This is a genomic window from Phenylobacterium sp. (genome assembly GCF_030693805.1).
Classification (GTDB): Bacteria; Pseudomonadota; Alphaproteobacteria; order Caulobacterales; family Caulobacteraceae; genus Phenylobacterium.
The window spans coordinates 1-19,375 of the sequence record NZ_JAUXZW010000011.1 but is presented as its reverse complement, the minus strand read 5'-3'; the positions used below and the strand labels follow the sequence as shown (position 1 = coordinate 19,375).

Annotated in this window: 22 protein-coding genes, 1 other RNA gene and 1 pseudogene; 11 read left to right on the top strand and 13 right to left on the bottom strand. The window is 69.0% G+C overall.

Features of this window, described 5'->3' with window-relative positions; translation table 11 throughout:
- Both Q8M88_RS00695 and Q8M88_RS00690 read left to right on the top strand, forming a co-directional pair.
- Positions 1 to 491 (top strand): cytidylyltransferase domain-containing protein (locus tag Q8M88_RS00695; RefSeq protein ID WP_305594064.1); only part of this gene is annotated, 491 nt, incomplete at its 5' end.
- A complete protein-coding gene (locus Q8M88_RS00690) occupies positions 488 to 1,330 on the top strand; it encodes a prephenate dehydratase (protein ID WP_305594058.1) in 843 nt (280 codons plus the stop codon). The genes Q8M88_RS00695 and Q8M88_RS00690, both read left to right, overlap by 4 nt.
- Before the next feature lies 1 nt (position 1,331).
- Here the strand turns inward: Q8M88_RS00690 and nudC are convergent, their stop codons facing one another.
- Positions 1,332 to 2,270 carry an NAD(+) diphosphatase gene (nudC, locus tag Q8M88_RS00685; RefSeq protein WP_305594056.1) on the bottom strand — a complete coding sequence of 313 codons (939 nt, stop codon included), beginning with the start codon at positions 2,268 to 2,270 and terminating at the stop codon, positions 1,332 to 1,334.
- Between the two features lie 59 nt (positions 2,271 to 2,329).
- Here nudC and ffs point away from each other — a divergent pair.
- The 6 genes from ffs to Q8M88_RS00655 all read left to right on the top strand — a co-directional run bounded on the left by ffs (position 2,330) and on the right by Q8M88_RS00655 (position 7,038).
- Positions 2,330 to 2,428: signal recognition particle sRNA small type (gene ffs, locus Q8M88_RS00680), an RNA gene on the top strand.
- A gap of 19 nt (positions 2,429 to 2,447) precedes the next feature.
- Positions 2,448 to 4,223, top strand: coding sequence for a DNA polymerase III subunit gamma/tau (locus Q8M88_RS00675; protein WP_305594054.1), 1,776 nt, complete (start codon positions 2,448 to 2,450; stop codon positions 4,221 to 4,223).
- A 6-nt stretch (positions 4,224 to 4,229) separates the two neighbouring features.
- Positions 4,230 to 4,553 (top strand): YbaB/EbfC family nucleoid-associated protein, encoded by a 324-nt coding sequence (locus Q8M88_RS00670; protein ID WP_305594052.1) that lies wholly within the window; start codon positions 4,230 to 4,232, stop codon positions 4,551 to 4,553.
- A gap of 1 nt (position 4,554) precedes the next feature.
- Positions 4,555 to 5,157, top strand: a complete 603-nt coding sequence (gene recR / locus Q8M88_RS00665; protein ID WP_305594050.1) for a recombination mediator RecR — start codon at positions 4,555 to 4,557, stop codon at positions 5,155 to 5,157.
- 47 nt (positions 5,158 to 5,204) lie between these two features.
- Positions 5,205 to 6,497, top strand: a complete 1,293-nt coding sequence (gene rmuC / locus Q8M88_RS00660) for a DNA recombination protein RmuC (protein ID WP_305594048.1) — start codon at positions 5,205 to 5,207, stop codon at positions 6,495 to 6,497.
- 31 nt (positions 6,498 to 6,528) lie between these two features.
- Positions 6,529 to 7,038 carry a peptide deformylase gene (locus Q8M88_RS00655; RefSeq protein ID WP_305594046.1) on the top strand — a complete coding sequence of 170 codons (510 nt, stop codon included), beginning with the start codon at positions 6,529 to 6,531 and terminating at the stop codon, positions 7,036 to 7,038.
- Between the two features lie 20 nt (positions 7,039 to 7,058).
- Here the strand turns inward: Q8M88_RS00655 and Q8M88_RS00650 are convergent, their stop codons facing one another.
- The gene (locus tag Q8M88_RS00650) at positions 7,059 to 7,388 is read right to left on the bottom strand and encodes a cell surface protein (RefSeq protein WP_305594045.1); all 330 of its coding nucleotides are present in this window, start codon (positions 7,386 to 7,388) and stop codon (positions 7,059 to 7,061) included.
- 90 nt (positions 7,389 to 7,478) lie between these two features.
- Here Q8M88_RS00650 and fmt point away from each other — a divergent pair, with 90 nt between their 5' ends.
- Entirely contained in the window at positions 7,479 to 8,405 is a 927-nt protein-coding gene (fmt, locus tag Q8M88_RS00645; protein ID WP_305594044.1) for a methionyl-tRNA formyltransferase, read from the top strand.
- The gene (gene truA, locus Q8M88_RS00640) at positions 8,405 to 9,160 is read left to right on the top strand and encodes a tRNA pseudouridine(38-40) synthase TruA (RefSeq protein ID WP_305594043.1); all 756 of its coding nucleotides are present in this window, start codon (positions 8,405 to 8,407) and stop codon (positions 9,158 to 9,160) included. The genes fmt and truA overlap by 1 nt, the downstream gene beginning before the upstream one ends.
- On the opposite strand, the gene dapE is transcribed toward truA, so the two are convergent.
- From dapE to Q8M88_RS00595, 9 genes and pseudogenes are all read right to left on the bottom strand, one after another.
- Complete coding sequence (gene dapE / locus Q8M88_RS00635; RefSeq protein ID WP_305594041.1) at positions 9,136 to 10,281, bottom strand: succinyl-diaminopimelate desuccinylase; 1,146 nt, start codon at positions 10,279 to 10,281, stop codon at positions 9,136 to 9,138. The genes truA and dapE overlap by 25 nt on opposite strands.
- A gap of 8 nt (positions 10,282 to 10,289) precedes the next feature.
- Entirely contained in the window at positions 10,290 to 11,126 is an 837-nt protein-coding gene (gene dapD / locus Q8M88_RS00630; protein WP_305594039.1) for a 2,3,4,5-tetrahydropyridine-2,6-dicarboxylate N-succinyltransferase, read from the bottom strand.
- Positions 11,127 to 11,789, bottom strand: a complete 663-nt coding sequence (locus Q8M88_RS00625; RefSeq protein WP_305594037.1) for a pyrimidine 5'-nucleotidase — start codon at positions 11,787 to 11,789, stop codon at positions 11,127 to 11,129. It abuts the gene before it with no gap.
- Positions 11,786 to 12,700, bottom strand: a complete 915-nt coding sequence (gene argB / locus Q8M88_RS00620; RefSeq protein WP_305594035.1) for an acetylglutamate kinase — start codon at positions 12,698 to 12,700, stop codon at positions 11,786 to 11,788. Before argB ends, Q8M88_RS00625 begins: the two co-directional genes overlap by 4 nt.
- 73 nt (positions 12,701 to 12,773) lie before the next feature.
- Complete coding sequence (yihA, locus tag Q8M88_RS00615; protein WP_305594067.1) at positions 12,774 to 13,340, bottom strand: ribosome biogenesis GTP-binding protein YihA/YsxC; 567 nt, start codon at positions 13,338 to 13,340, stop codon at positions 12,774 to 12,776.
- Between the two features lie 69 nt (positions 13,341 to 13,409).
- Complete coding sequence (gene yidC, locus Q8M88_RS00610; protein ID WP_305594033.1) at positions 13,410 to 15,212, bottom strand: membrane protein insertase YidC; 1,803 nt, start codon at positions 15,210 to 15,212, stop codon at positions 13,410 to 13,412.
- Positions 15,189 to 15,642, bottom strand: a pseudogene (gene rnpA, locus Q8M88_RS00605) (ribonuclease P protein component); the annotation flags it as partial. The pseudogene rnpA and the gene yidC, both read right to left, overlap by 24 nt.
- Positions 15,643 to 15,662: 20 nt before the next feature.
- A complete protein-coding gene (rpmH, locus tag Q8M88_RS00600; RefSeq protein WP_305594029.1) occupies positions 15,663 to 15,797 on the bottom strand; it encodes a 50S ribosomal protein L34 in 135 nt (44 codons plus the stop codon).
- A gap of 75 nt (positions 15,798 to 15,872) precedes the next feature.
- Positions 15,873 to 16,460, bottom strand: a complete 588-nt coding sequence (locus Q8M88_RS00595) for a TIGR00730 family Rossman fold protein (protein WP_305594027.1) — start codon at positions 16,458 to 16,460, stop codon at positions 15,873 to 15,875.
- A gap of 146 nt (positions 16,461 to 16,606) precedes the next feature.
- Between Q8M88_RS00595 and Q8M88_RS00590 the strand changes: the two genes are divergently transcribed.
- On the top strand, positions 16,607 to 17,857 hold the full coding sequence (locus Q8M88_RS00590; RefSeq protein ID WP_305594025.1) for a CAP domain-containing protein: 1,251 nt from the start codon (positions 16,607 to 16,609) through the stop codon (positions 17,855 to 17,857).
- A gap of 7 nt (positions 17,858 to 17,864) precedes the next feature.
- On the opposite strand, the gene Q8M88_RS00585 is transcribed toward Q8M88_RS00590, so the two are convergent.
- Positions 17,865 to 18,848 (bottom strand): NADPH:quinone oxidoreductase family protein, encoded by a 984-nt coding sequence (locus tag Q8M88_RS00585; protein ID WP_305594023.1) that lies wholly within the window; start codon positions 18,846 to 18,848, stop codon positions 17,865 to 17,867.
- Positions 18,849 to 18,891: 43 nt separating this feature from the next.
- Positions 18,892 to 19,375, bottom strand: a 484-nt coding sequence (locus Q8M88_RS00580) for a TetR/AcrR family transcriptional regulator (RefSeq protein WP_305594021.1), incomplete at its 5' end; no start/stop codon positions are given.

The following is a 19,375-nucleotide window of genomic DNA, read 5'->3' as shown; positions in this document are numbered from 1 at the left end:
TGGCTCAGCTCGACCCGGACGGCGCTCATGACGTGGTGATCAATCTGCAGGGCGACATCCCGTTCATTGACCCGGAAGCGGTCGCGCGATGCGCGCGCCTGCTGGACGAGCAGCCGACCTGCGACATCTCGACCATCGTTGTTGCGGAGGGCGCTGTCGCCGACCGCAGTAATCCGGATGTCCCCAAGGCGATCCTGACGATGCAGCCGGACGGGCGAAGCGGCCGGGCGCTCTATTTTACCCGCTCAGTGCTGTACGGCGACGCGCCGGTCTGGCTGCACCATGGGGTCTACGGCTATCGGCGCGAGGCGCTGACCCGGTTCACCGCCGCCGCTCCGTCACCGCTGGAGCGGCTGGAACGTCTCGAACAACTGAGGGCGCTGGAGATGGGCATGTCGATCTGGGCCGCGGTGCTCGAAGAGGCGCCGATCTCCGTCGACAACCCGGCCGACCTGGAACGGGCGCGGCGCCACGCAAGGGAACTGGCATGACCGGACGCATCGCATTCCAGGGGGAACTCGGGGCCAACAGCCACGAAGCCTGCACCAACGCCTTCCCTGCGATGCAGCCGGTGCCGCACGCCAGCTTCGAAGAAGCGTTCGAGGCGGTGAAGAGCGGTGATTGCCAGCTGGGCATGATCCCCGTGGAGAACTCGATCGCGGGCCGAGTGGATCAGGTCCACCACCTGCTGCCGTCGTTCGGGCTGAAGATCATCGGCGAACGCTTCAAGCCAATCCACTTCCAACTGATGGCCAACCCGGGCGTCAAGCTCGAGGACGTGAAGACCGTCTCCAGCATGACCATCGCGCTCGGTCAGTGCCGCAAGCTGCTGCGCCGCCTGAAGGTGGCGACCGAATCGGCGGGCGACACCGCGGGGGCGGCCCGGCAACTGGCGGACAAGCCCGACCCCACCCGTGCGGCCCTGGCGCCGGCATTGGCGGCGCAGATCTACGGCCTGGATATCCTGTTGCGCGACGTCGAGGACGAGCACAACAACACCACGCGCTTCCTGGTGATGAGCGCCGAGGACCAGCCTGAATCGCCGCCGTTCACCGCGCCTTGCATCACCAGCTTCGTGTTCCGCGTCCGCAACATCCCCGCCGCGCTGTACAAGGCGCTGGGCGGCTTCGCGACCAATGGCGTGAACATGATCAAGCTGGAGAGCTACACCGAGGGCGGGGTGTTCTCGGCGACCTTCTTCTACGCCGAGGTCGACGGGCGCCCCGAGGACCTGGCGCTGGCGCGCGCCTTCGAGGAGCTCACCTTCTTCTCGGAGAAATTCGAGATCCTCGGGGTCTATCCAGCCGATCCGTTCCGCAGCAGAGGCTAGTTCAGTCGCCGGGGCTTCCGCCGTCCACCCACGCCCGCAGGAGCTGGTGGGCGATGGCCATCTGGCCGGGCGCAGTGGCGTCCGCGATCTCACCGTCGAGCAGGGCTCGAGCCTCTTCGCGGGTGAACCAGCGCACCTCCGACAGCTCCGTCTGGTCCGGAGCCGCCTGGTCGTCGGCGACTTCGGCGAGCAGGCCGATCATCAACGACGATGGATAGGGCCAGGGCTGGGTCGAGTGGTAGTGCACCCGCACGGTGCGCAGGCCGGCCTCCTCGTGCAGTTCGCGGGCGCAGGCCTCCTCGATGGTTTCACCGGGTTCCAGGAAGCCCGCCAGCGCCGAATAGCGACCTTCCGGCCACGACGCCCCGCGTCCGACCATGCAGCGGTCCCCGAAGTACGGAAGCATGATCACCACTGGATCGGTGCGCGGGAAATGCTCCACGCCGCAGGCCCGGCAGCGGCGCTTCCAGCCGCCGTCCACTGCGTCGCTGGGCTGGCCGCACGATGCGCAGAAGCGATGACGACGACGCCACTCGAACATCTGTTTTGCGGTGGCGAGGATCGCGGCGTCCGCCGGGACCAGCCGCAGCGAGATGGCCCGCAGGTCCTCGAACGCCCCGACGCCCCGCAGCGGCCCCTCCGCGGGGTCTGCAGAGCCTTCGATATCCAGGGCGAACACCGCCTGCTCGCGCCACATGCCGAGGAACAGCAGCCGCTCCTCGCCGCCGGAGAGCTCCTTGGCCAGCTCGGCGGGGAAGTAGGCGATGCGGACACCGCCAGATCCGTCTGATTCGACCAGCGGCTTACCGTTCCAGATCGCCACGGCGAGGGAATCGGCGTCGGCGAGGCGACCTGCGACCCACTCCGGGTCGGAACGGCGTTCGCTGACGCGGTCGAGCGGGTTGCCGGCGAAGGTGTTGCGGAAGCTTTGCAGGGTCATTGCGGAGTTCTAATCCGCCGCACGCTTGCGCGCGAGCCCGTGCGACGCGATATTGGCGGTGGAGATCGGCGACGGGCGGACGCCTCGCCAACCCGGTCAGGTCCGGAAGGAAGCAGCCGCAACGAGTTTCGCTCCGGGTCGTCGTCCGGTCTCCACCCGCCTTCCAACATAGTCCTCATGGCCGACGAAGACTTCACGCTCGATCCAGCCTCGCCGGAACGGGACGCCGACACGGCCGACATGTTCGCGCCTGCGCCGCCGCCCGTGGCGCAGGACGCCGGCGCCTACACGGTGCTCGCCCGGAAGTATCGCCCCCGCACGTTCGAGGACCTGATCGGCCAGGAGGCGATGGTCCGCACCCTGACCAACGCCTTCTCCTCGGGGCGGATCGCGCACGCCTTCATGCTCACCGGCGTCCGCGGGGTCGGCAAGACCACCACCGCCCGCCTGCTGGCCCGCGCCCTCAACTACGAGAGCGACACGGTCCACCAGCCGACGCTCGACCTGACCCAGGAAGGCATCCACTGCCGGGCGATCATCGAGGGGCGTCATATGGACGTGCTCGAACTGGACGCCGCCAGCCGCACCAAGGTCGACGAGATGCGCGAGCTGCTGGACGGGGTGCGCTACGCCCCCGTCTCAGCGCGCTACAAGGTCTATGTGATCGACGAGGTCCACATGCTCTCGACGGCGGCGTTCAACGCCCTGTTGAAGACGCTGGAGGAACCTCCGCCGCACGCCAAGTTCATCTTCGCCACCACCGAGATCCGCAAGGTGCCGGTGACCATCCTGTCGCGCTGCCAGCGCTTCGACCTGCGCCGGGTGGAACCCGAGGTGATCGCGAGGAACCTCGAGACTATCTCCGAGGCCGAGGGCGCGCGGGTCGAAGCCGAGGGCCTGATGCTGATCGCCCGCGCCGCCGAGGGCTCGGTGCGCGACGCCCAGTCGATGCTCGATCAGGCCATCGTCCAGGCCGAAGCCGGCCTGACGGTGGGCGCGGCGGTCATCCGCGACATGCTGGGCCTCGCCGATCGCGCCCAGACCATCGGCCTGCTGGAGCACATCGTGCGGGGCGAAGCCGGGCCGGCGATCGAGGCTTTCCGCACACTCTATGGGTTCGGCGCGGATCCCGGACAGGTGATGATCGACCTCCTGGAGCATTGCCACGGCGCCTCACTGACGCGGGCGGTCGGCGCTCATGCCCTGACCTTGCCGAAGGATCAGGCCGCGCGGCTGGCGGCGATCGGCGCGGCGGTGTCGCCCGGCGTGCTGGCGCGGCTCTGGCAGATGCTGCTGAAGGGCCACGACGAGGTGCGTCGCGCACCGGACGCCGCCGCGGCGGTCGACATGGCGCTGATCCGCCTGGCCTACGCGGCCGACCTGCCGGGCCCGGAAGAAGCGCTGAAGCGCCTGCAGTCGGGCGACGCGCCGCCCGCCCGCGGCGGCGGCCTGAGCTCCGGCGGGGCCAGTGGCGGCGGCGGCGCGTCCGCCGTGGCGCGCGCCCAGCCCAGTCCGGTGACGGCCGAGGCGGAGACGGCGCCGGTCCTGCAATCCTTCGACGACGTCATCGCGCTGATCGAAAAGCGCCGCGACATCGCCCTGCGCCTCGACGTCGAGCGCTTCGTGCGTCCGATCAGCTTCCGTCCCGGCGCGATCGAGTTCGAGCCGGCGCCCGGCGCGCCGTCCAACCTGGCTCAGCGCCTGGTCAACCGGCTCAAGGAATGGACCGGCCAGCCCTGGCTGATCGCCGCCCAGGGCGGCGGCGGCGCCGAAAGCCAGTGGGAGCGCCAGAAGCGCGAACAGCGCGACACCCTGGACGAGGTGCGCGCCGACGCCTTCGTCCAGTCGGTGTTCGAGGCGTTTCCCGGAACCGAACTGCTTGAGGTCCGCACCCTGCCGGCGCCGGAACCGGCTGTGGCGGCGGCGGACGAGGACGACAACGATGAGGACTGACGCGCGATGAAGGACCTTGGCTCCCTGATGAAGCAGGCTCAGGCCATGCAGCAGAAGCTGGCGGACGCCCAGCAACGCATCGCCGACCTCAGCGTCGACGGCACGTCCGGCGGCGGCATGGTCAAGGTGACGCTGAAGGGCACCGGCGAGCTCGCGGCCGTGGAGATCCACGAGAGCCTGCTGGCCCCCGGCGAGGGGGAGGTGGTGGCCGACCTGATGATCGCGGCCCACGCCGACGCCAAGCGGAAGCTGGACGCGGCCCAGGCCGACCTGATGCGCGAGGCCGCCGGCCCGCTCGCCGGCATGGGCCTGCCGGGCCTGAAGTTCTGACTTGGCGGGTTCCGCCGGCCCCGAGATCGAGCGTCTGATCAGCCTGCTGGCGAAGCTGCCGGGGCTAGGGCCCCGCTCGGCGCGTCGCTCGGCGCTGGCGCTGCTCAAGCGGCGCGACCAGTTGCTGGTCCCGCTGGCCGCGGCTATGTCCGACGCTGCGGCGCGTGTGCGGACCTGCAGCGTCTGCGGTGCGCTGGACACCCAGGACCCCTGCGCGATCTGCGCCGACACCGTGCGCGACGACGCCATGCTGTGCGTGGTCGAGGAGGTCGGCGCGCTGTGGGCCATGGAGCGGGCGGGCGCGTTCCGTGGCCGTTATCACGTGCTGGGCGGGCTGCTGTCGGCGCTGGACGGTGTCGGCCCCGACGCGTTGCGGGTTAGCGCGCTGCTGCAAAGGGCCAGCGCCGCTCAGGTGCGCGAAGTGATCCTGGCGCTGCCGGCGACGGTCGATGGCCAGACCACCGCCCACTACCTGACCGAACGGCTGGGCGCCCTGAACGTCCCCGTGACCCTTCTGGCCAGGGGCGTCCCGGTGGGCGGCGAACTCGACTGGCTGGATGACGGCACAATCGCCCAGGCCATGCGGGCGCGCCGCCCAGCGTGATCGGAAACGCTCTGGTCGATGTGCGCGACTCTCGCTAAGAACGGAGCATGAACGCGTATTTGCTCATCGCGGCCGTCGCCGCGCTCCTGGCTCTGGCGGCCCTGGCCTGGGCTTTGATGGAGCGCTCGCGCGCCGGTCGCGCCGAGGCGCGGGTGTGGGATCTGCAGCAGACCAGCGCCGACGCCCAGGCGCGGGTGCGGATGCTGGAGGAACAGGCCGCCTCGCAGGGTGAATTCCTGCGCGCGCAGGCGACCCAGTCGGCGAATGCGGTGGCCGAGGAGATGGTCAAGCGCGCCGACGAGAGCTTCCGCAACCGTGAGCAACTCGTCCAGGCGCGGCTGGAGGCGCAACTCAAGCCGGTGGCCGACACGCTGCTGAAATTCCAGGAACAGGTGACCGCGGTCGAAAAGGTCCGCGCCGAGGAATCCGGCGGACTGAAGGCGCAGATCGCCCAGCTTCTCGCAGCGTCGACGGCGACCCAGGACGAGGCGCGCAAGCTGTCGGCGGTGCTGCGCCGCGGAGCCGGCGTGCAGGGGCGCTGGGGCGAGCAGACCCTGCGCAACGTGCTGGAGGCCGCCGGCCTGCACAATCGCTACGACTTCGAAGAACAGGTCTCCACCGACACCGACGAGGGTCGCCGCAGGCCCGACGTGACCGTGCGCATGCCGGGCGGCGGCGTGTTCGTGATCGACGCCAAGTGTTCGCTGAACGCCTTCCTCGATGCCCAGGACGCCGCCGACGATGCCGCGCGCGACGCCTGCTTCACCCGCCATGCGCAGAGCGTGCGCGCGCACATGCAGGGGCTGTCGGCCAAGGCCTACTGGGACCAGTTCGACGCCTCGCCGGACTTCGTCGCGATGTTCGTACCGGGCGACAGCATCCTGTCGGCGGCGCTGGAGCGCGCGCCGGAGCTGATGAGCGAGGCGATGGACCGGCGCGTGGTGATCGTCACGCCCACCACCCTGTTCGCCCTGTGCAAGGCGGTCCACTACGGCTGGCGGGTGGAGGAACAGGCGTTCAACGCCCGGCGGATCGCCGATCTCGGGCGAGAGCTTTACAAGCGCATCTCTGTGATGGGCGCCCACGCCGCCTCGGTCGGCAAGGCGCTGGAGGCCGCGGTCTCGCGCTACAACCAGATGGTCGGTTCCCTGGAGACCCAGGTGCTGACCCAGGCGCGGCGCTTCGAGGAGCTCAAGGTCGATCACGAGGGCCGCGAGATCGTCGAGCTGTCGCCGGTCGAAACCGGAGTGCGCCCGCTGGCCAAGCTGTCGCCGAACGAGCCGCCCCAGATCCGCATCGTCGCCGGCGACGAGGGACGCGCAGCGCCGCCCGCGTCTTGACGCTGCGCGCTCTGCGACCTACCTCCGCCAGATGGCCATTCGTGAGATCCTCGTCGTCCCCGACCCGGTGCTGAAGCAGAAGTCCACCCCGGTGGATGTCGTCGACGACGACCTGCGCGCGCTGATGGACGACATGCTGGAGACCATGTACGCGGCGCCGGGCATCGGCCTGGCCGCGGTTCAGATCGGCGTGCCCAAACGCGTCATCGTCATGGACCTGTCCCACGGAGAGGAAGAGAAGGCGCCGCGCTTTTTCATCAATCCGCAGATCGTCTGGGCGTCCGAGGAGACGCTTCCCTACGAAGAGGGGTGTCTCTCGGTGCCGGAGATTTTCGACGAGGTCGAACGACCAGCGAAGGTGCGGCTGAGCTATCTCGACTATCAGGGCAAGGCGGTAGAGGAAGACGCCGAGGGCCTGTTCGCCGTCTGCATCCAGCACGAGATGGACCATTTGGAAGGCGTGTTGTTCATCGACCATCTGTCGCGCCTGAAGCGCGAGCAGGCGGTGAAAAAGGTCAAGAAGCAGGTGAAGGCCGCCTGACGACGGCCTTCACGCGCGTCTCAGTGCGCTGCGGGATCGGCGTGATCGTCGCCCTTCACCGTTTCGCTGACGTTCTTGGCGCCGGTCTTCAGCTCCGCGCCGGCTTTCGACAAGGCTTCCTTCGCCTCGCCCGCGGCGTCCTTGGCGACCGCGCCTGCATCGGCGGCGGCGTCCTTCAGGTCGGCGCCTGCTGCCTTGATCTCAGGACTGTTGGCTGCGGCCTTCGCCTCGGCGGCGGCCTTGGCGCCGGCGTCCTTGATGTCCTGGGCGGTGTCGGCCCGCTCGGCCGGGGAGCAGCCGGCGAGGATCACGCCGGCGGCGGCGAGCGTAGTGATCAGCAGTCTGCGCATCTTGATTTCCATCCCCTTGGTCATGGCAGCGCTAGTTTAGCGCGAGCCGGCGGGCTTTTCCCATAGGCCCCCGACCGGTAAAGGCCGTCCATGCGCTTAGCCTTCCTTGGAACACCGGATTTCGCCGCTGCGTCGCTGGCGGCGATCGTCGAGGCGGGGCACGACGTGGTCGCGGTCTATTCGCAGCCGCCGGCGCCGCGCGGCCGCGGCCATGCGTTGCGGCCGTCGCCCGTCCAGGCCTACGCGGAAAGCCGGGGGTTGGCAGTGCGCACCCCGGCCTCCATGCGCGATCCCGATGCGATCGCGGCCTTCGCCGCTCTGGAGCTCGATGTGGCCGTGGTGGTCGCTTATGGCCAGATCCTGCCCGCGGAAGTGTTGTCCGCGCCAAGGTTGGGAGCCTTCAATCTGCACGGATCGCTGCTGCCGCGCTGGCGGGGCGCCGCGCCGATCCAGCGGGCGCTGATGGCCGGCGATCCGGTCACCGGCGTCCAGGTGATGCGCATGACGCAGGGCCTCGACGAAGGCGCGGTGCTGGCCACCGCCACGGTGCGAATCGGCCCCCTCGACACCGCCGGGACCCTGCACGACCGCCTGGCGCTGGCCGGCGCCGACCTGCTGGTCGCGACCCTGCTGGCGATCGAACGCGGCGAGGCGGTCGAAACGCCCCAGGCGGACGAGGGCGTCACCTACGCCAAGAAGATCCGCCCCAAGGAGGCGCGATTGGACTGGCGTCACCCCGCCGCAGAAGTGGACCTGAAGATTCGCGGGCTTTCGCCATTTCCCGGCGCCTGGTTCACCGCCACGGCCGACAAGGGGCCGTTCCGTATCAAGGCGCTGCTCTCGCGCCAGGAGGACGGCGCGGGCGCCCCTGGCGAGCTGTTGGACGACGCCCTGCTGGTGGCTTGCGGCGAAGGCGCGGTGCGGCTGCTGCGCGTCCAGCGCGAGGGACGCGCAGCTCAGGATGCCGGCGACTTCCTGCGCGGCTTCCCGTTGAGCCCCGGCGCCAGGCTCTCCTGATGCCCCGCTACCGCCTGCTAGTGGAATATGACGGCCGCCCCTACTGCGGCTTCCAGGCCCAGGCGGAGCTGCCGTCCGTGCAGGCTTCGCTGGAGCGGGCGGTGCAGGCCTTCAGCGGCGAGCGCGTGCGCATCCATGCCGCCGGACGCACCGACACCGGCGTCCACGCCCTGGGCCAGGTGGTCCACGTGGATCTCGAGAAGCCCTGGTCGCCGGCGGTGGTGCGCGACGCCATGAACGCCCATCTTGGCGGGGAGCCCATCGCGGTGCTCAGCGCCGACGAAGTCAGCGGCGACTGGCACGCCCGGTTCTCCGCCACGGGGCGGAGCTATCTGTTCCGCATCCTCAACCGTCGGAGCCCCGCCGCCCTCGACCAGGGCCGCGCGTGGTGGGTGAAGCAGCCGCTGGACGCCCGGGCGATGCATGCCGCGGCCCAGGTGATGCTCGGACAGCACGACTTCACCACCTTCCGCGACGTGCGCTGTCAGGCCAAGTCACCGGTGAAGACGCTGGACCAGGTCAGCGTGGAGCGTGACGGTGAGGCTGTGATTTTGCGGTTCGCGGCGCGCTCGTTCCTGCATCGCCAGGTGCGTTCGATGACCGGATCGCTGGTCGAGGTCGGGACCGGCCGCTGGAGCGACGATGACTTCAAAGCCGCGCTGGAGGCCCGCCAGCGCAGCGCCTGCGGCCCCGTGGCGCCGCCCGACGGCTTGTATCTCACCGAGGTGATCTACCCGGCGAACGCCGCGAAGTAGCGTTCGATCAGGCGTTCATAGACCGTCTGGAGCTGGCGGATCTCAGCGACCGGCGCCCGCTCATCGATCGAATGCATGGTGGTTCCCACCAGCCCCAACTCCACCACCGGACAGAGCGCGCGGATGAAGCGAGCGTCGGAAGTGCCGCCGCTGGTCGACAGCTCAGGGGCTCGGCCGACTGCATCTTGGACGGCTGCGGCGACAACCTCGGTGAACGGGCCAGGCTCCGTGAGGAACGCCTCGCCGCTAATCTGCGGCGTCAGGCGGATTTCGCCCTTGAAGCCCTCGGCGGCTTTCGCGGCCTCCCCTTCGATCCAGCGTACCAGGTCGGCGCCGGTGTGGCTGGGGTTGAAGCGGATGTTGATCCGCGCGCGGCCGGTGGAGGGGATCAGGTTGGTCGTTGGGTTCGCCACGTCGATGGTGGTGATCTCCAGGTTCGAGGGCTGAAAGCCCAGGTACCCGTCGTCCAGCCGCCGCGCCTGCAGTCGCGACAAAAGGTCGACCAGGACAGGCAGCGGGTTGGCCGCGCGGTCGGGATAGGCCACATGGCCCTGGGTCCCGGCGACCTCGATGCCGACATTGACGCTGCCGCGGCGGCCGATCTTGATCATGTCGCCGAAGGTCGCCGACGAGGTCGGCTCGCCGACCACGCAATGGTCGATGGCCTCGCCCTCGGCGGCTAGCGCCTCGACCACCATCTTGGTGCCGTGGATGGCCGGGGCTTCCTCGTCGCCGGTGATCAGGAACGACAACGAGCCGGCGACGCGGCCGCCGGTGATGGCGCTCTGGGCGGCGGCAACGAAGGCGGCGATGGCGCTCTTCATGTCCACCGCGCCGCGGCCAATCAGCATGTCGTCGACGATGGCGGCGTCGAAGGGCTCCTGCGTCCAGGCGGCCGCGTCGCCGACCGGGACCACGTCCGTGTGGCCGGCAAAGCACAGGTTGGGTCGCGCATCGCCGTAGCGGGCGTAAAGGTTCTCGATGTCGCCGAAGCGCATCCGCCGGCAGACGAAGCCCAAGCCCTGTAGCGCGTTCTGCAGCACCTGCATGGCGCCGGCGTCCGCCGGGGTGACCGACGCCCGGCGGATCAGGTCGCGGGAAAGCTCGACGGCGTCGATCACGGGTCCGCCTATTCGCGCAACAGTTCGTTGACGCTGGTCTTGGAGCGCGTGCGCTCGTCCACCGTCTTCATGATCACCGCGCAGTAGGTGGACGGCATGCCCTCGTGCGGAGACGGTCGCGAGCCGGAAACCACCACGGAATACGGCGGCACTTCGCCCAGGGTGACGACGCCCGTGCGCCGGTCGACGATCGGCGTGGTCGAAGTCAGGTACACGCCCATCGACAGCACCGAGCCTTCACGCACGATGACGCCCTCGGCGACCTCGGAGCGTGCGCCGATGAAGCAGTTGTCCTCGATGATCGTGGGGTTGGCCTGCAGCGGTTCCAGCACGCCGCCGATGCCGGCGCCGCCAGACAGGTGCACGTTCTTGCCGATCTGCGCGCAGGACCCCACCGTGGCCCAGGTGTCGAACATCGTGCCTTCGCCCACGTGGGCGCCGATGTTCACGAACGAGGGCATCAGCACCACGTTGCGGTCGATGAAGGCGCCGCGCCGCACGACGCAGCCGGGGACCGCGCGGAAGCCGGCGGCCTCGAACTCGGCCGCGCCCCAGCCTTCGAACTTGGTCGGCACCTTGTCCCAGTAGGGCCCGGGCGACGGCGCCTGGACCAGGGCGTTGGCGTTCAGGCGGAAGGACAGCAGGATCGCCTGCTTCACCCACTGGTGGACCACCCACTCGCCATCGAGTTTCTCGGCGACTCGCAGCTTGCCGGCGTCGAGCTGGGTCAGGGTCTCATCCACCGCGGCGCGCACCGCGCCCTTGGTCGAAGCGGAGACGCCGTCGCGGGCTTCCCACGCGGCCTCGATCTCGGACTTCAGGTCTTGAGTGAGCGCGACGGACATTCAGGCGGCCTCCTTCAATCGCGCGGTCGCCAGGAACGGCGCGAGCTTGTCTGTACGATGATGGACGAACGACGCGTGGGAGTCCTGCGCGTGCGTCCCGACCAGCACGGTGGTCATGCCCAGCCCCGCGGCCGGCTCCAGGTTGCGCTCGGAATCCTCGAAGAAGGCTGTGGCGGCGGGCGCCATGCCGTGCGCCTCGACCATGCGGTCGAACGCCGCCGGATCGGGCTTGGGCAGGAAGCCGAACGAACCGATGTGGAAGACATCGTCGAACAGGGCGCTCAGGCCCAGGCGCTCCAGCACCCGTTCGGCGTGGCGGTCGTCGGCGTTGGTGAAGATCAGCCGCCGGCCAGGCAGGCGCTGCAACGCCGCCAGCAGGTCGACGTCGTGCGCCAAGGCGTCCAGCGAGATGTCATGGAAGATCGCGTGATACTCGTCGGGATCGACGCCGTGGTGCTCCATCAGCCCATGCAGGGTCAGGCCATAGTCCCGGAAATAGGTCTTCTGTAGCTCGTAGGCTTCGTCCATCGGCAGTCCGGTGGTCTTGGCGACGAATTGGGTCATCCGCGCCTCGGCCTGTTTCATGAAGCCGGACTCGACCGGATAGAGCGTGTTGTCGAGGTCGAACAGCCAGGTGTCCACATGGGTCAGGTCGGCACTCATGCGCAGATCAGGGTGCCTGCGCCGTGCTCGGTGAACAGCTCCACGAGCAGGGCGTGCGGACGCCGGCCATCCATGATCACCACCGCCTCGACGCCGGCTTCAGCCGCGGCGATGGCGGTCTCGAGCTTGGGGATCATGCCGCCCGTGGCGACGCCGGAGGCTATCGCGTCGCGCGCCTCCTGGACGCTCATCTGACGGACGAGTTGGCCGTTCTTGTCGAGCACGCCCTGGACGTCGGTGAGCAGGATCATCCGCTTGGCCCGCAATGCGCCGGCCAGGGCGCCCGCCACGGTGTCGGCGTTGACGTTGTACGTCTCGCCATCCTCAGACACGCCGATCGGCGCGATCACCGGGATATAGTCCTCCTCGGCGTAGATCAGCGCCTCGATCAGCTTTTGGTCGATTCGGCTGGGCTCGCCCACGAAGCCCAGGTCGACGTCCTGGACGACGCCGGTCTCCGGGTCCTTTCGCGTGCGCACGGCCTTCTGCACGGTGATCAGGCGCGCGTCCTTGCCCGACAGCCCCACGCCGCGCACGTCGGCCTCGGCGCCGGCGAGCGTGATCCAGTTGGCGATCTCCTTGTTGATCGCGCCGGACAAGACCATCTCGGCGACTTCCATGGTCGCGGCGTCGGTCACCCGCAGGCCGTCGACGAAGGTCGATTTCACGCCGGCCTTGTTCAGCATGGCCGAGATCTGCGGCCCGCCGCCGTGCACCACGACGGGGTGCACGCCGAGCATCTTCAGCAGCACGGTGTCGGCGGCGAACAGCTTGGCCACGGCGTCGTCGCCCATGGCGTGGCCGCCGTATTTGATGACCACGGTCTCGCGGTCGTAGATCTGGATGTAGGGCAGCGCCTCGGCGAGGGTCTTCGCGGTCGCCCAGCCCTCTTCTTGAGTGTCGTCGGTCACGGCTTGGCGGCTCCGGCGGATCGGTGGGCTCCGATAGCGGACCCAGGCGCGCCTGTCACCTTCGCCGCCGGGTTCAGGCCTCGCAGGCGGCGAGGATCTCGGCCCGCAACTCGGCCATGCCCAGGCCCTTCTCCGCCGATGTGGCGATCACCCGCGGGAAGGCCGCGGGACGCTTGGCGATGGCGGCCAGCGTGCGCTGCGTCACCGCCTCGACCTCGGAGGCCTTCAGCTTGTCGGCCTTGGTCAACACGATCTGATAGGACACCGCGGCGGTGTCGAAGGCGCTCAGCGCCTCGCCGTCGACCTCCTTCAGCCCGTGGCGCGCGTCGATCAGCAGATAGGCGCGCTTCAGGTTCACCCGCCCGCGCAGGTAGTCGCGGCCGAGATTCTGGAACTTCTTCACCTCGCCGCGCGAGGCACGGGCGAAGCCATAGCCCGGCAGGTCGACCAGCCTCAGGCGTCCGTCCAGGACGAAGAAGTTCACCTCCCGCGTCCGTCCCGGCGCGTTCGAGGCGCGCGCCAGGCCCTTTCGGTTGGTCAGCCCGTTGATCAGCGACGACTTCCCGACGTTGGAACGACCGGCGAAAGCGACTTCCGGCAGGTCCGGCGGCGGCAGACCGTCGATGGTCACCGCGCCCATGAGGAATTCGCAAGGCCCCGCGAACTGTACGCGAGCCCGCTCCAGGGCCTCGTCGTCGAAGGCGTCCACTCAGGCCGCCCTGGACTTGCCGGTGAACCGCGCGATGAGCTGGTCCACGGGGTTGTCCACCTTGAGCCGGCGCATGATCACGTACTGCTGGAGGATGGTCAGCACGTTGCTCCAGGTCCAGTAGATCAACAGGCCGACCGCGAACGGGGCCATGATGAACATGAACAGCAGGGGCATCAGCTTGAAGATCCGCTGCTGCATCGGATCGCCTACCGGCGGGCTCATCGATGTGGTGAGCCACATGGTGAAGCCGTACGCCAGCGGCAGCACGCCGAGGTGGAGGGTCGAATCCAGGATCTGACCGATCAACGGTGTGCTGGCTGGGTTCCAGGGGATCAGGCCGAAAAGATTCCAAATGGTCGTGGGGTCGCGCGCAGACAGGTCCTTGATCCAGCCCATGAACGGCGCGTGGCGCATCTCGATGGTGACGCTCAGCACTTTGTAGAGCGCAAAGAACACCGGGATCTGCAACAGCAACGGCAGGCAGCCCGCGATCGGGTTCACCTTCTCGCGCTGATAGAGCGCCATGATCTCCTGCTGCTGCTTGGCGGGGTCCTCCTTGAAGCGCGCGCGCAGCTCTTCCATCTGCGGCTGCAGCTTCTTCATCTTGGTCATCGACTCGTACTGCTTGTTCGCCAGTGGGAAGAACAGCAGCCGCACGACGACGGTCAGCCCCAGGATGGCGAGGCCGAAATTGCCGACGTGGCGATAGATGAATTCCAGGAAACTGAAAATCGGCTGGGTCAGTAGGCGCAGCCGGCCCCAGTCGACCGCCCAGTTCAGGTTGGGGATGTCGAACTGCTTCTCGTAACCCTTCAGCACCGGCACGGTCTTGGCGCCGGCGAAGAACCGCGTGGTCTCTGTGACCTGCTTACCGACCGGGATCTGCCGCAAGGCGCCGACGTAGTTGGCCTCGAAGATGTTGGTGTCGCCGGCCTTGGTGACGCGGAAGGCGCCGCGCACGTTCTCCGACTGGCTGGGGATCAGCGCCGCCAGCCAGTACATGTCGGTGATGCCGGTCCAGCCGCCGCGGGACGGCAACTCCATGCCGCCATCCTTGGCCCACTTGGAGTATTTGATCAGCCGCAGCTCATCGCCCAGCCAGCCGATCGCGCCTTCGTGGACGATCTGGCTGTGACCCACGTGCGCCGGCGCGCCCTGGCGTTGTACTGAACCGTAAGGGGCCAGCGAAACGGGCGCCGCGCCCGTGTTGGCCACGGTGTCGGTCACCGTGAACATGAACCTGGCGTCGATGGCGATCTGGCGGGTGAAGGTCAGACCCGCCGGGCTCACATACTGCAGGGTCAGCGGCGAGGTGGGCGTCAGCGTCGAGCCCTGCGTCACCGTCCAGACGGTGTTGGCGTTCGGCAGGCCGGGCACATTGGCGCCGGTCCAGCCGAACTCGGCGAACCAGGCATGGAGCGCGCCTTCCGGGCGCAGCAGTTCGACGGGGGGTGAGTTCGGGTCGACCGTCTCGCGATACTGCTTGAGGAAAAGATCGTCGAAACGCGCACCCTTCAGCGAGATCGAGCCTTGCAGCGCCGGCGTGTCGATCGTCACCCGCGGACTGGTCGCGGCGGCTTCCTGACGGGTGACCACGTGCACCTGCGCTGGCGCGGCGACGCCCGGGAGCGTTCCGGCGGCCGGGCCTGCAGTCGCCCCAATGGCGGCGGCGGGTTTGCGGGCGGCTTCCGCCTGACGGCGATGCGCCGCGGGCTCGAGGATGAACACCTGATAGAGCAGCAGGAGGGCGAGGGAGCAGACCACGAAGATGATCGTGTTGCGTGTGGAGTCGTCTCGCATGTCGGGGGGTGCGCCTTCAGGCCGAGGAGGAGGGGGCCGGCGCGGTGTCGCTGACCCGTCGGTCGCTTTCGGGCGCGAGCCTTATCAGCGCGCTTTTCACATCGTCAAGCAGGCGCGGCCAGGGCCGCGTGGTGACGCCGCCGCGGGCGATGAACACGTAGTCGAAGCCAGGCGCCGCGAATTGCGGGGCGAGCAGCCGGGCGGCCTCGCGCAGGCGGCGCTTGGCGCGGTTGCGGACCACCGATCCGCCGATCCGCCGCGTCGCCGTGAAGCCGGTGCGCACCAGGGCCGCGCCATCCGAGCGGTTGCGGGCCTGGACTACCACGGCGCCGCGGGCGCACGACGGCGCCTGGGCGCAGGCCAGGAACTCGGGGCGCTTCCTGAGGCGCTCGATGGGGAAGGGTGCGATGAGGGTTGGGGCGTCCGTCATGCGGACACCGCCAGCGCGATCTAGGCCGAGAGCCGCTTGCGGCCCTTGGCGCGGCGACGCTGGATCACCTTTTGGCCGTTCTTGGTGGCCATGCGCGCGCGGTAGCCGTGACGGCGCTTGCGCACGAGTCGCGACGGCTGGAAAGTCCGCTTCACAGTAAGGCTCCGGGTTCGAACGAGCGGCGGTGGATAAGGGAACGGGGCGGCCGTGTCAACGCGCGTCCGCTCGCCTCAGTCGCTATCGCGCGCCGGCGGCCCGCCCCACTTCGGCGCAGGCGGCGTGTAGCGTGCGAACGCCTCCAGCGCTTCGTCGGGTTCGGCCGCGTAGATCAGCATGTCCGCGTAGGCGGGCGCGAGGAAGCCGGCGTCCACCATCCGGGCGATCATTTCACGCAAGGGCCCGAAATATCCACCGACGTCGAGGAAGCCGCTGGGCTTGGCGTGGAAGCCCAGTTGCGCCCAGGTCCACTGCTCGAACATCTCCTCCAGGGTGCCGGCGCCGCCGGGCAGACTGAGGAAGGCGTCGGCCAGCTCCGCCATCCGCCATTTCCGCTCATGCATCGAGTTGACGATGTGGAGTTTGCTCAAGCCCGGGTGGGCGATCTCGCGATCGACCAGGTCGCGCGGCATCACGCCGACGACGCGGCCTCCGCCCGCCAGAGCGGCGTCGGCCACCGCGCCCATCAGGCCGACACGGGCTCCGCCGTAGACCAGGGTCAGTCCGGCGCCGGCGATCGCGGCGCCTGTTGCGGTCGCGGCGGCCAGGTAGGCGGGATCCCTGCCGAAGGCCGAGCCGCAGTAGACGCAGACGCTATTCACGTCCCGAGCCTGGGCCGCGGCGGCGTCATTGTCGATCCATGGTCAAGGCGCGCCATCTCGCCGCAGGCGATCGGGCGCGCCCCATTTTCGCCCCATGGGCGAGGCCACTCGGAAATTCTGTCCAACAAATCAAATGGATCGCCTGTATGTACGAGCCCAGCGCCCTCGAGCAATACATGCTCGAACTGGTCAATGCGGAACGCGCCAAGGTCGGCGCCCAGCCCCTGACCTTCGACCTGAATCTCGACAAGGCCGCCGAGCTCCATAGTCAGTGGATGATCGCGACGGACACCTTCTCCCACACCGGAGACGGCGGCTCGAGCGCGACGCAGCGCATGCAGAGCGCCGGCTACACCCTCTCCGGTTCCTGGGCGACGGGCGAGAACATCGCCTGGGCCAGCCTGCGCGGCGCGCCGGGCTACCAGGACGAGGTGGACCTGCTGCATACGAACCTGATGAACTCCGCGGGCCACCGTGCCAACATCCTCAACGCCAATTATCGCGAAGTCGGCATCGGCTTCGAGGTCGGCGAATATCAGGGCTGGCAGGGGGCGTTCGTCACCCAGGACTTCGGCAAGTCCGGGACCGGCCTGTCGATCACCGGCGTCGCCTTCGACGACCAGGACGGCGACAGGTTCTACGATCCAGGCGAAGGCCTGGGCGGCCTGACGGTGAAGGCGGTGAGCAGCACGGGCGCTTCGTTCACCACCAGCACGGTGGCCTCGGGCGGCTACGACCTCACCCTCTCCAGCGGAACCTACACCCTGACCTTCTCGGGCGGAGGCTTCACCACCGTAAGCAAGCAGGTCACCGTGGGCTCGCTGAACGTGAAGGTCGACCTGATCGACCCGGTGGCGGGCGGCGGGACCACCCCCGTCCCGCCCACCCAGCCGCCGAGCACGCCAGGGCCGGTGGTCGGCACATCCGGCGCGGATACTCTGGCTGGAACCGGCGGCGCAGACACCCTGCAGGGCATGAACGGCGGCGACCGCCTCTCGGGCGGCGGCGGGGCCGACCGCCTCGACGGCGGCGCGGGCAATGACACCCTCAACGGCGGGGTAGGGGCCGATGTGCTGAGCGGCGGGTCGGGCAACGACACCTTCGTGTTCGATCTCGCGCCGTCCACCGGCGTCGACCAGATCACCGATTTCACCACGGCCGACACGATCCAGCTTGAGAACGCGATCTTCACCGCGCTGGGTTCGACGGGGCGTTTGTCGTCTTCGGCCTTCTATCAGGGCTCCGCTTCGCACGACGCCACTGACCGGGTGATCTACAACTCGAGCACGGGATCGCTGCTGTACGACGCCGACGGGACAGGTTCGGGCTCGGCGGTGCAGATCGCGATCCTGCCCACCGGGCTCAGGCTCTCTTACGCGGACTTCTCGGTGATCTGACCGCGAGTCACAGGTCCGGCCGGATGATCGTCCGGCCGACCACCTGCCGTTGGTCCATGTGCGCGAAGGCCTCGCGCCATTGGGCCAGCGGGAATTCCCGATCGACACGCGGGCGCAGCTCGCCCTGCGCGGCCATCGACCAGATGGCGCGGCGGTTCTCCAGGCCCCGTTCCGGGAATTTGCGCCCGTATTCGCCGGCGCGCACGCCGACCACCGAGAACCCCTTGATCAGCGGCATGTTGACCGAGACCGACGGGATGCGCCCGGAGGTGAAGCCCACGACCAGCAGGCGCCCGTCGAAGGCGATGCAGCGGACGCTCTCGTCGAACACGTCGCCGCCCACCGGGTCGTAGATCACGTCGGCGCCGGCCCCGCCGGTCAGCGCCTTCACCTGTTCGCGGAAGCCGCCAGTGATGTTCAGTGTCGCCTCGGGTGCGTAATCCCTGCGAATGGTCTCGAGCTTGGCGTCGGACGAAGACGCCGCGATCACCCTCGCGCCCAGCTTCACGCCCAGGTCCACCGCCGCCAGGCCGACCCCGCCGCCGGCGCCGTGCACCAGCAGCCACTCGCCGGGCGCGATGCGCGCACGACGCACCAGGGCGACATAGGCGGTGATGTAGGCGGACCCGAACGCCGCGGCCTGGGCGAAGCTGAGCGCCTCGGGTTTCGCCTGGAGGTCAGCGACCGCGGCTGTCGCGAACTCGGAGAATCCGCCGATCCGCGGCGGCCCGACCACGGCGTCGCCCGGCGCGAACGCCGTGACGCCTTCGCCGACCGCTTCGACCTCGCCGGCGATCTCCGATCCGCTGATGAACGGAAGCGGCGGCTTGAACTGATATTCGCCGCGCGTCTGCAGAAGGTCGGTGAAGTTCACGCCTGAGGCGCGGACCCGCATCAGGACCTCACCAGGGCCCGGCCTTGGCGTCTCCACCTGTTGCAGCGAGCAGCCGGCGTAGTCCTTCAGCAGGTCGTCGACCACCAGGGCGCGCATCAAAGTCCATTCCCCATTTCGCGGCGTTTCATGCTCGAGCGGCTCAGGCGCCGGCGCGGGGCAGGCCCTTGAGGCCGAACAGGATCATGCCGACCGCGAACGCCGCGGCTCCGGCGGTGTCGATCGGCCTGCGCTCCAGCATCTTGTCGCCGACGCCGCGCGCCACGGCAATGCAGGCGGCTGCGAGGAAATCGGCGTCGACGGCCGGCGCGCCACGGGCCACCTCGGCGACGATCGCGTCGCGCACTTCGGCGAAAACCGCTGCGGTCTCCGGGGTTTCGCCCTGGACGTGGGGGTGGGGTTCGCCCGGCGGCCGACGGGCGACCCAGTTGCGGTGTTCGTCGGCCAGGAACTCGTAGTAGGCGTCGATGGCGGCGCGGACGAAGGCCTCGAAGTCCACAGACTCGGCTCGCCGTGCGCGCAGGATCGGGCCGAACCGCCGCGCGCCCTCGTCTGCGAGGGCGGCGAACACCTCCTCCTTGGATCGGTAGTAGTTGTAGAAGGTCCCGGCGGCGAGGCCGGTGCGG

Excerpts from the sequence above, each read along its gene's own strand:
- Q8M88_RS00690 (WP_305594058.1), top strand. The coding sequence starts at position 488 with ATGACCGGACGCATCGCATTCCAGGGGGAACTCGGGGCCAACAGCCAC.
- nudC (WP_305594056.1), bottom strand. The coding sequence starts at position 2,270 with ATGACCCTGCAAAGCTTCCGCAACACCTTCGCCGGCAACCCGCTCGAC.
- Q8M88_RS00675 (WP_305594054.1), top strand. The coding sequence starts at position 2,448 with ATGGCCGACGAAGACTTCACGCTCGATCCAGCCTCGCCGGAACGGGAC.
- Q8M88_RS00670 (WP_305594052.1), top strand. The coding sequence starts at position 4,230 with ATGAAGGACCTTGGCTCCCTGATGAAGCAGGCTCAGGCCATGCAGCAG.
- rmuC (WP_305594048.1), top strand. The coding sequence starts at position 5,205 with ATGAACGCGTATTTGCTCATCGCGGCCGTCGCCGCGCTCCTGGCTCTG.
- Q8M88_RS00655 (WP_305594046.1), top strand. The coding sequence starts at position 6,529 with ATGGCCATTCGTGAGATCCTCGTCGTCCCCGACCCGGTGCTGAAGCAG.
- Q8M88_RS00650 (WP_305594045.1), bottom strand. The coding sequence starts at position 7,388 with ATGCGCAGACTGCTGATCACTACGCTCGCCGCCGCCGGCGTGATCCTC.
- fmt (WP_305594044.1), top strand. The coding sequence starts at position 7,479 with ATGCGCTTAGCCTTCCTTGGAACACCGGATTTCGCCGCTGCGTCGCTG.
- truA (WP_305594043.1), top strand. The coding sequence starts at position 8,405 with ATGCCCCGCTACCGCCTGCTAGTGGAATATGACGGCCGCCCCTACTGC.
- dapD (WP_305594039.1), bottom strand. The coding sequence starts at position 11,126 with ATGTCCGTCGCGCTCACTCAAGACCTGAAGTCCGAGATCGAGGCCGCG.
- Q8M88_RS00625 (WP_305594037.1), bottom strand. The coding sequence starts at position 11,789 with ATGAGTGCCGACCTGACCCATGTGGACACCTGGCTGTTCGACCTCGAC.
- yihA (WP_305594067.1), bottom strand. The coding sequence starts at position 13,340 with ATGGGCGCGGTGACCATCGACGGTCTGCCGCCGCCGGACCTGCCGGAA.
- yidC (WP_305594033.1), bottom strand. The coding sequence starts at position 15,212 with ATGCGAGACGACTCCACACGCAACACGATCATCTTCGTGGTCTGCTCC.
- Q8M88_RS00590 (WP_305594025.1), top strand. The coding sequence starts at position 16,607 with ATGTACGAGCCCAGCGCCCTCGAGCAATACATGCTCGAACTGGTCAAT.
- Q8M88_RS00585 (WP_305594023.1), bottom strand. The coding sequence starts at position 18,848 with ATGCGCGCCCTGGTGGTCGACGACCTGCTGAAGGACTACGCCGGCTGC.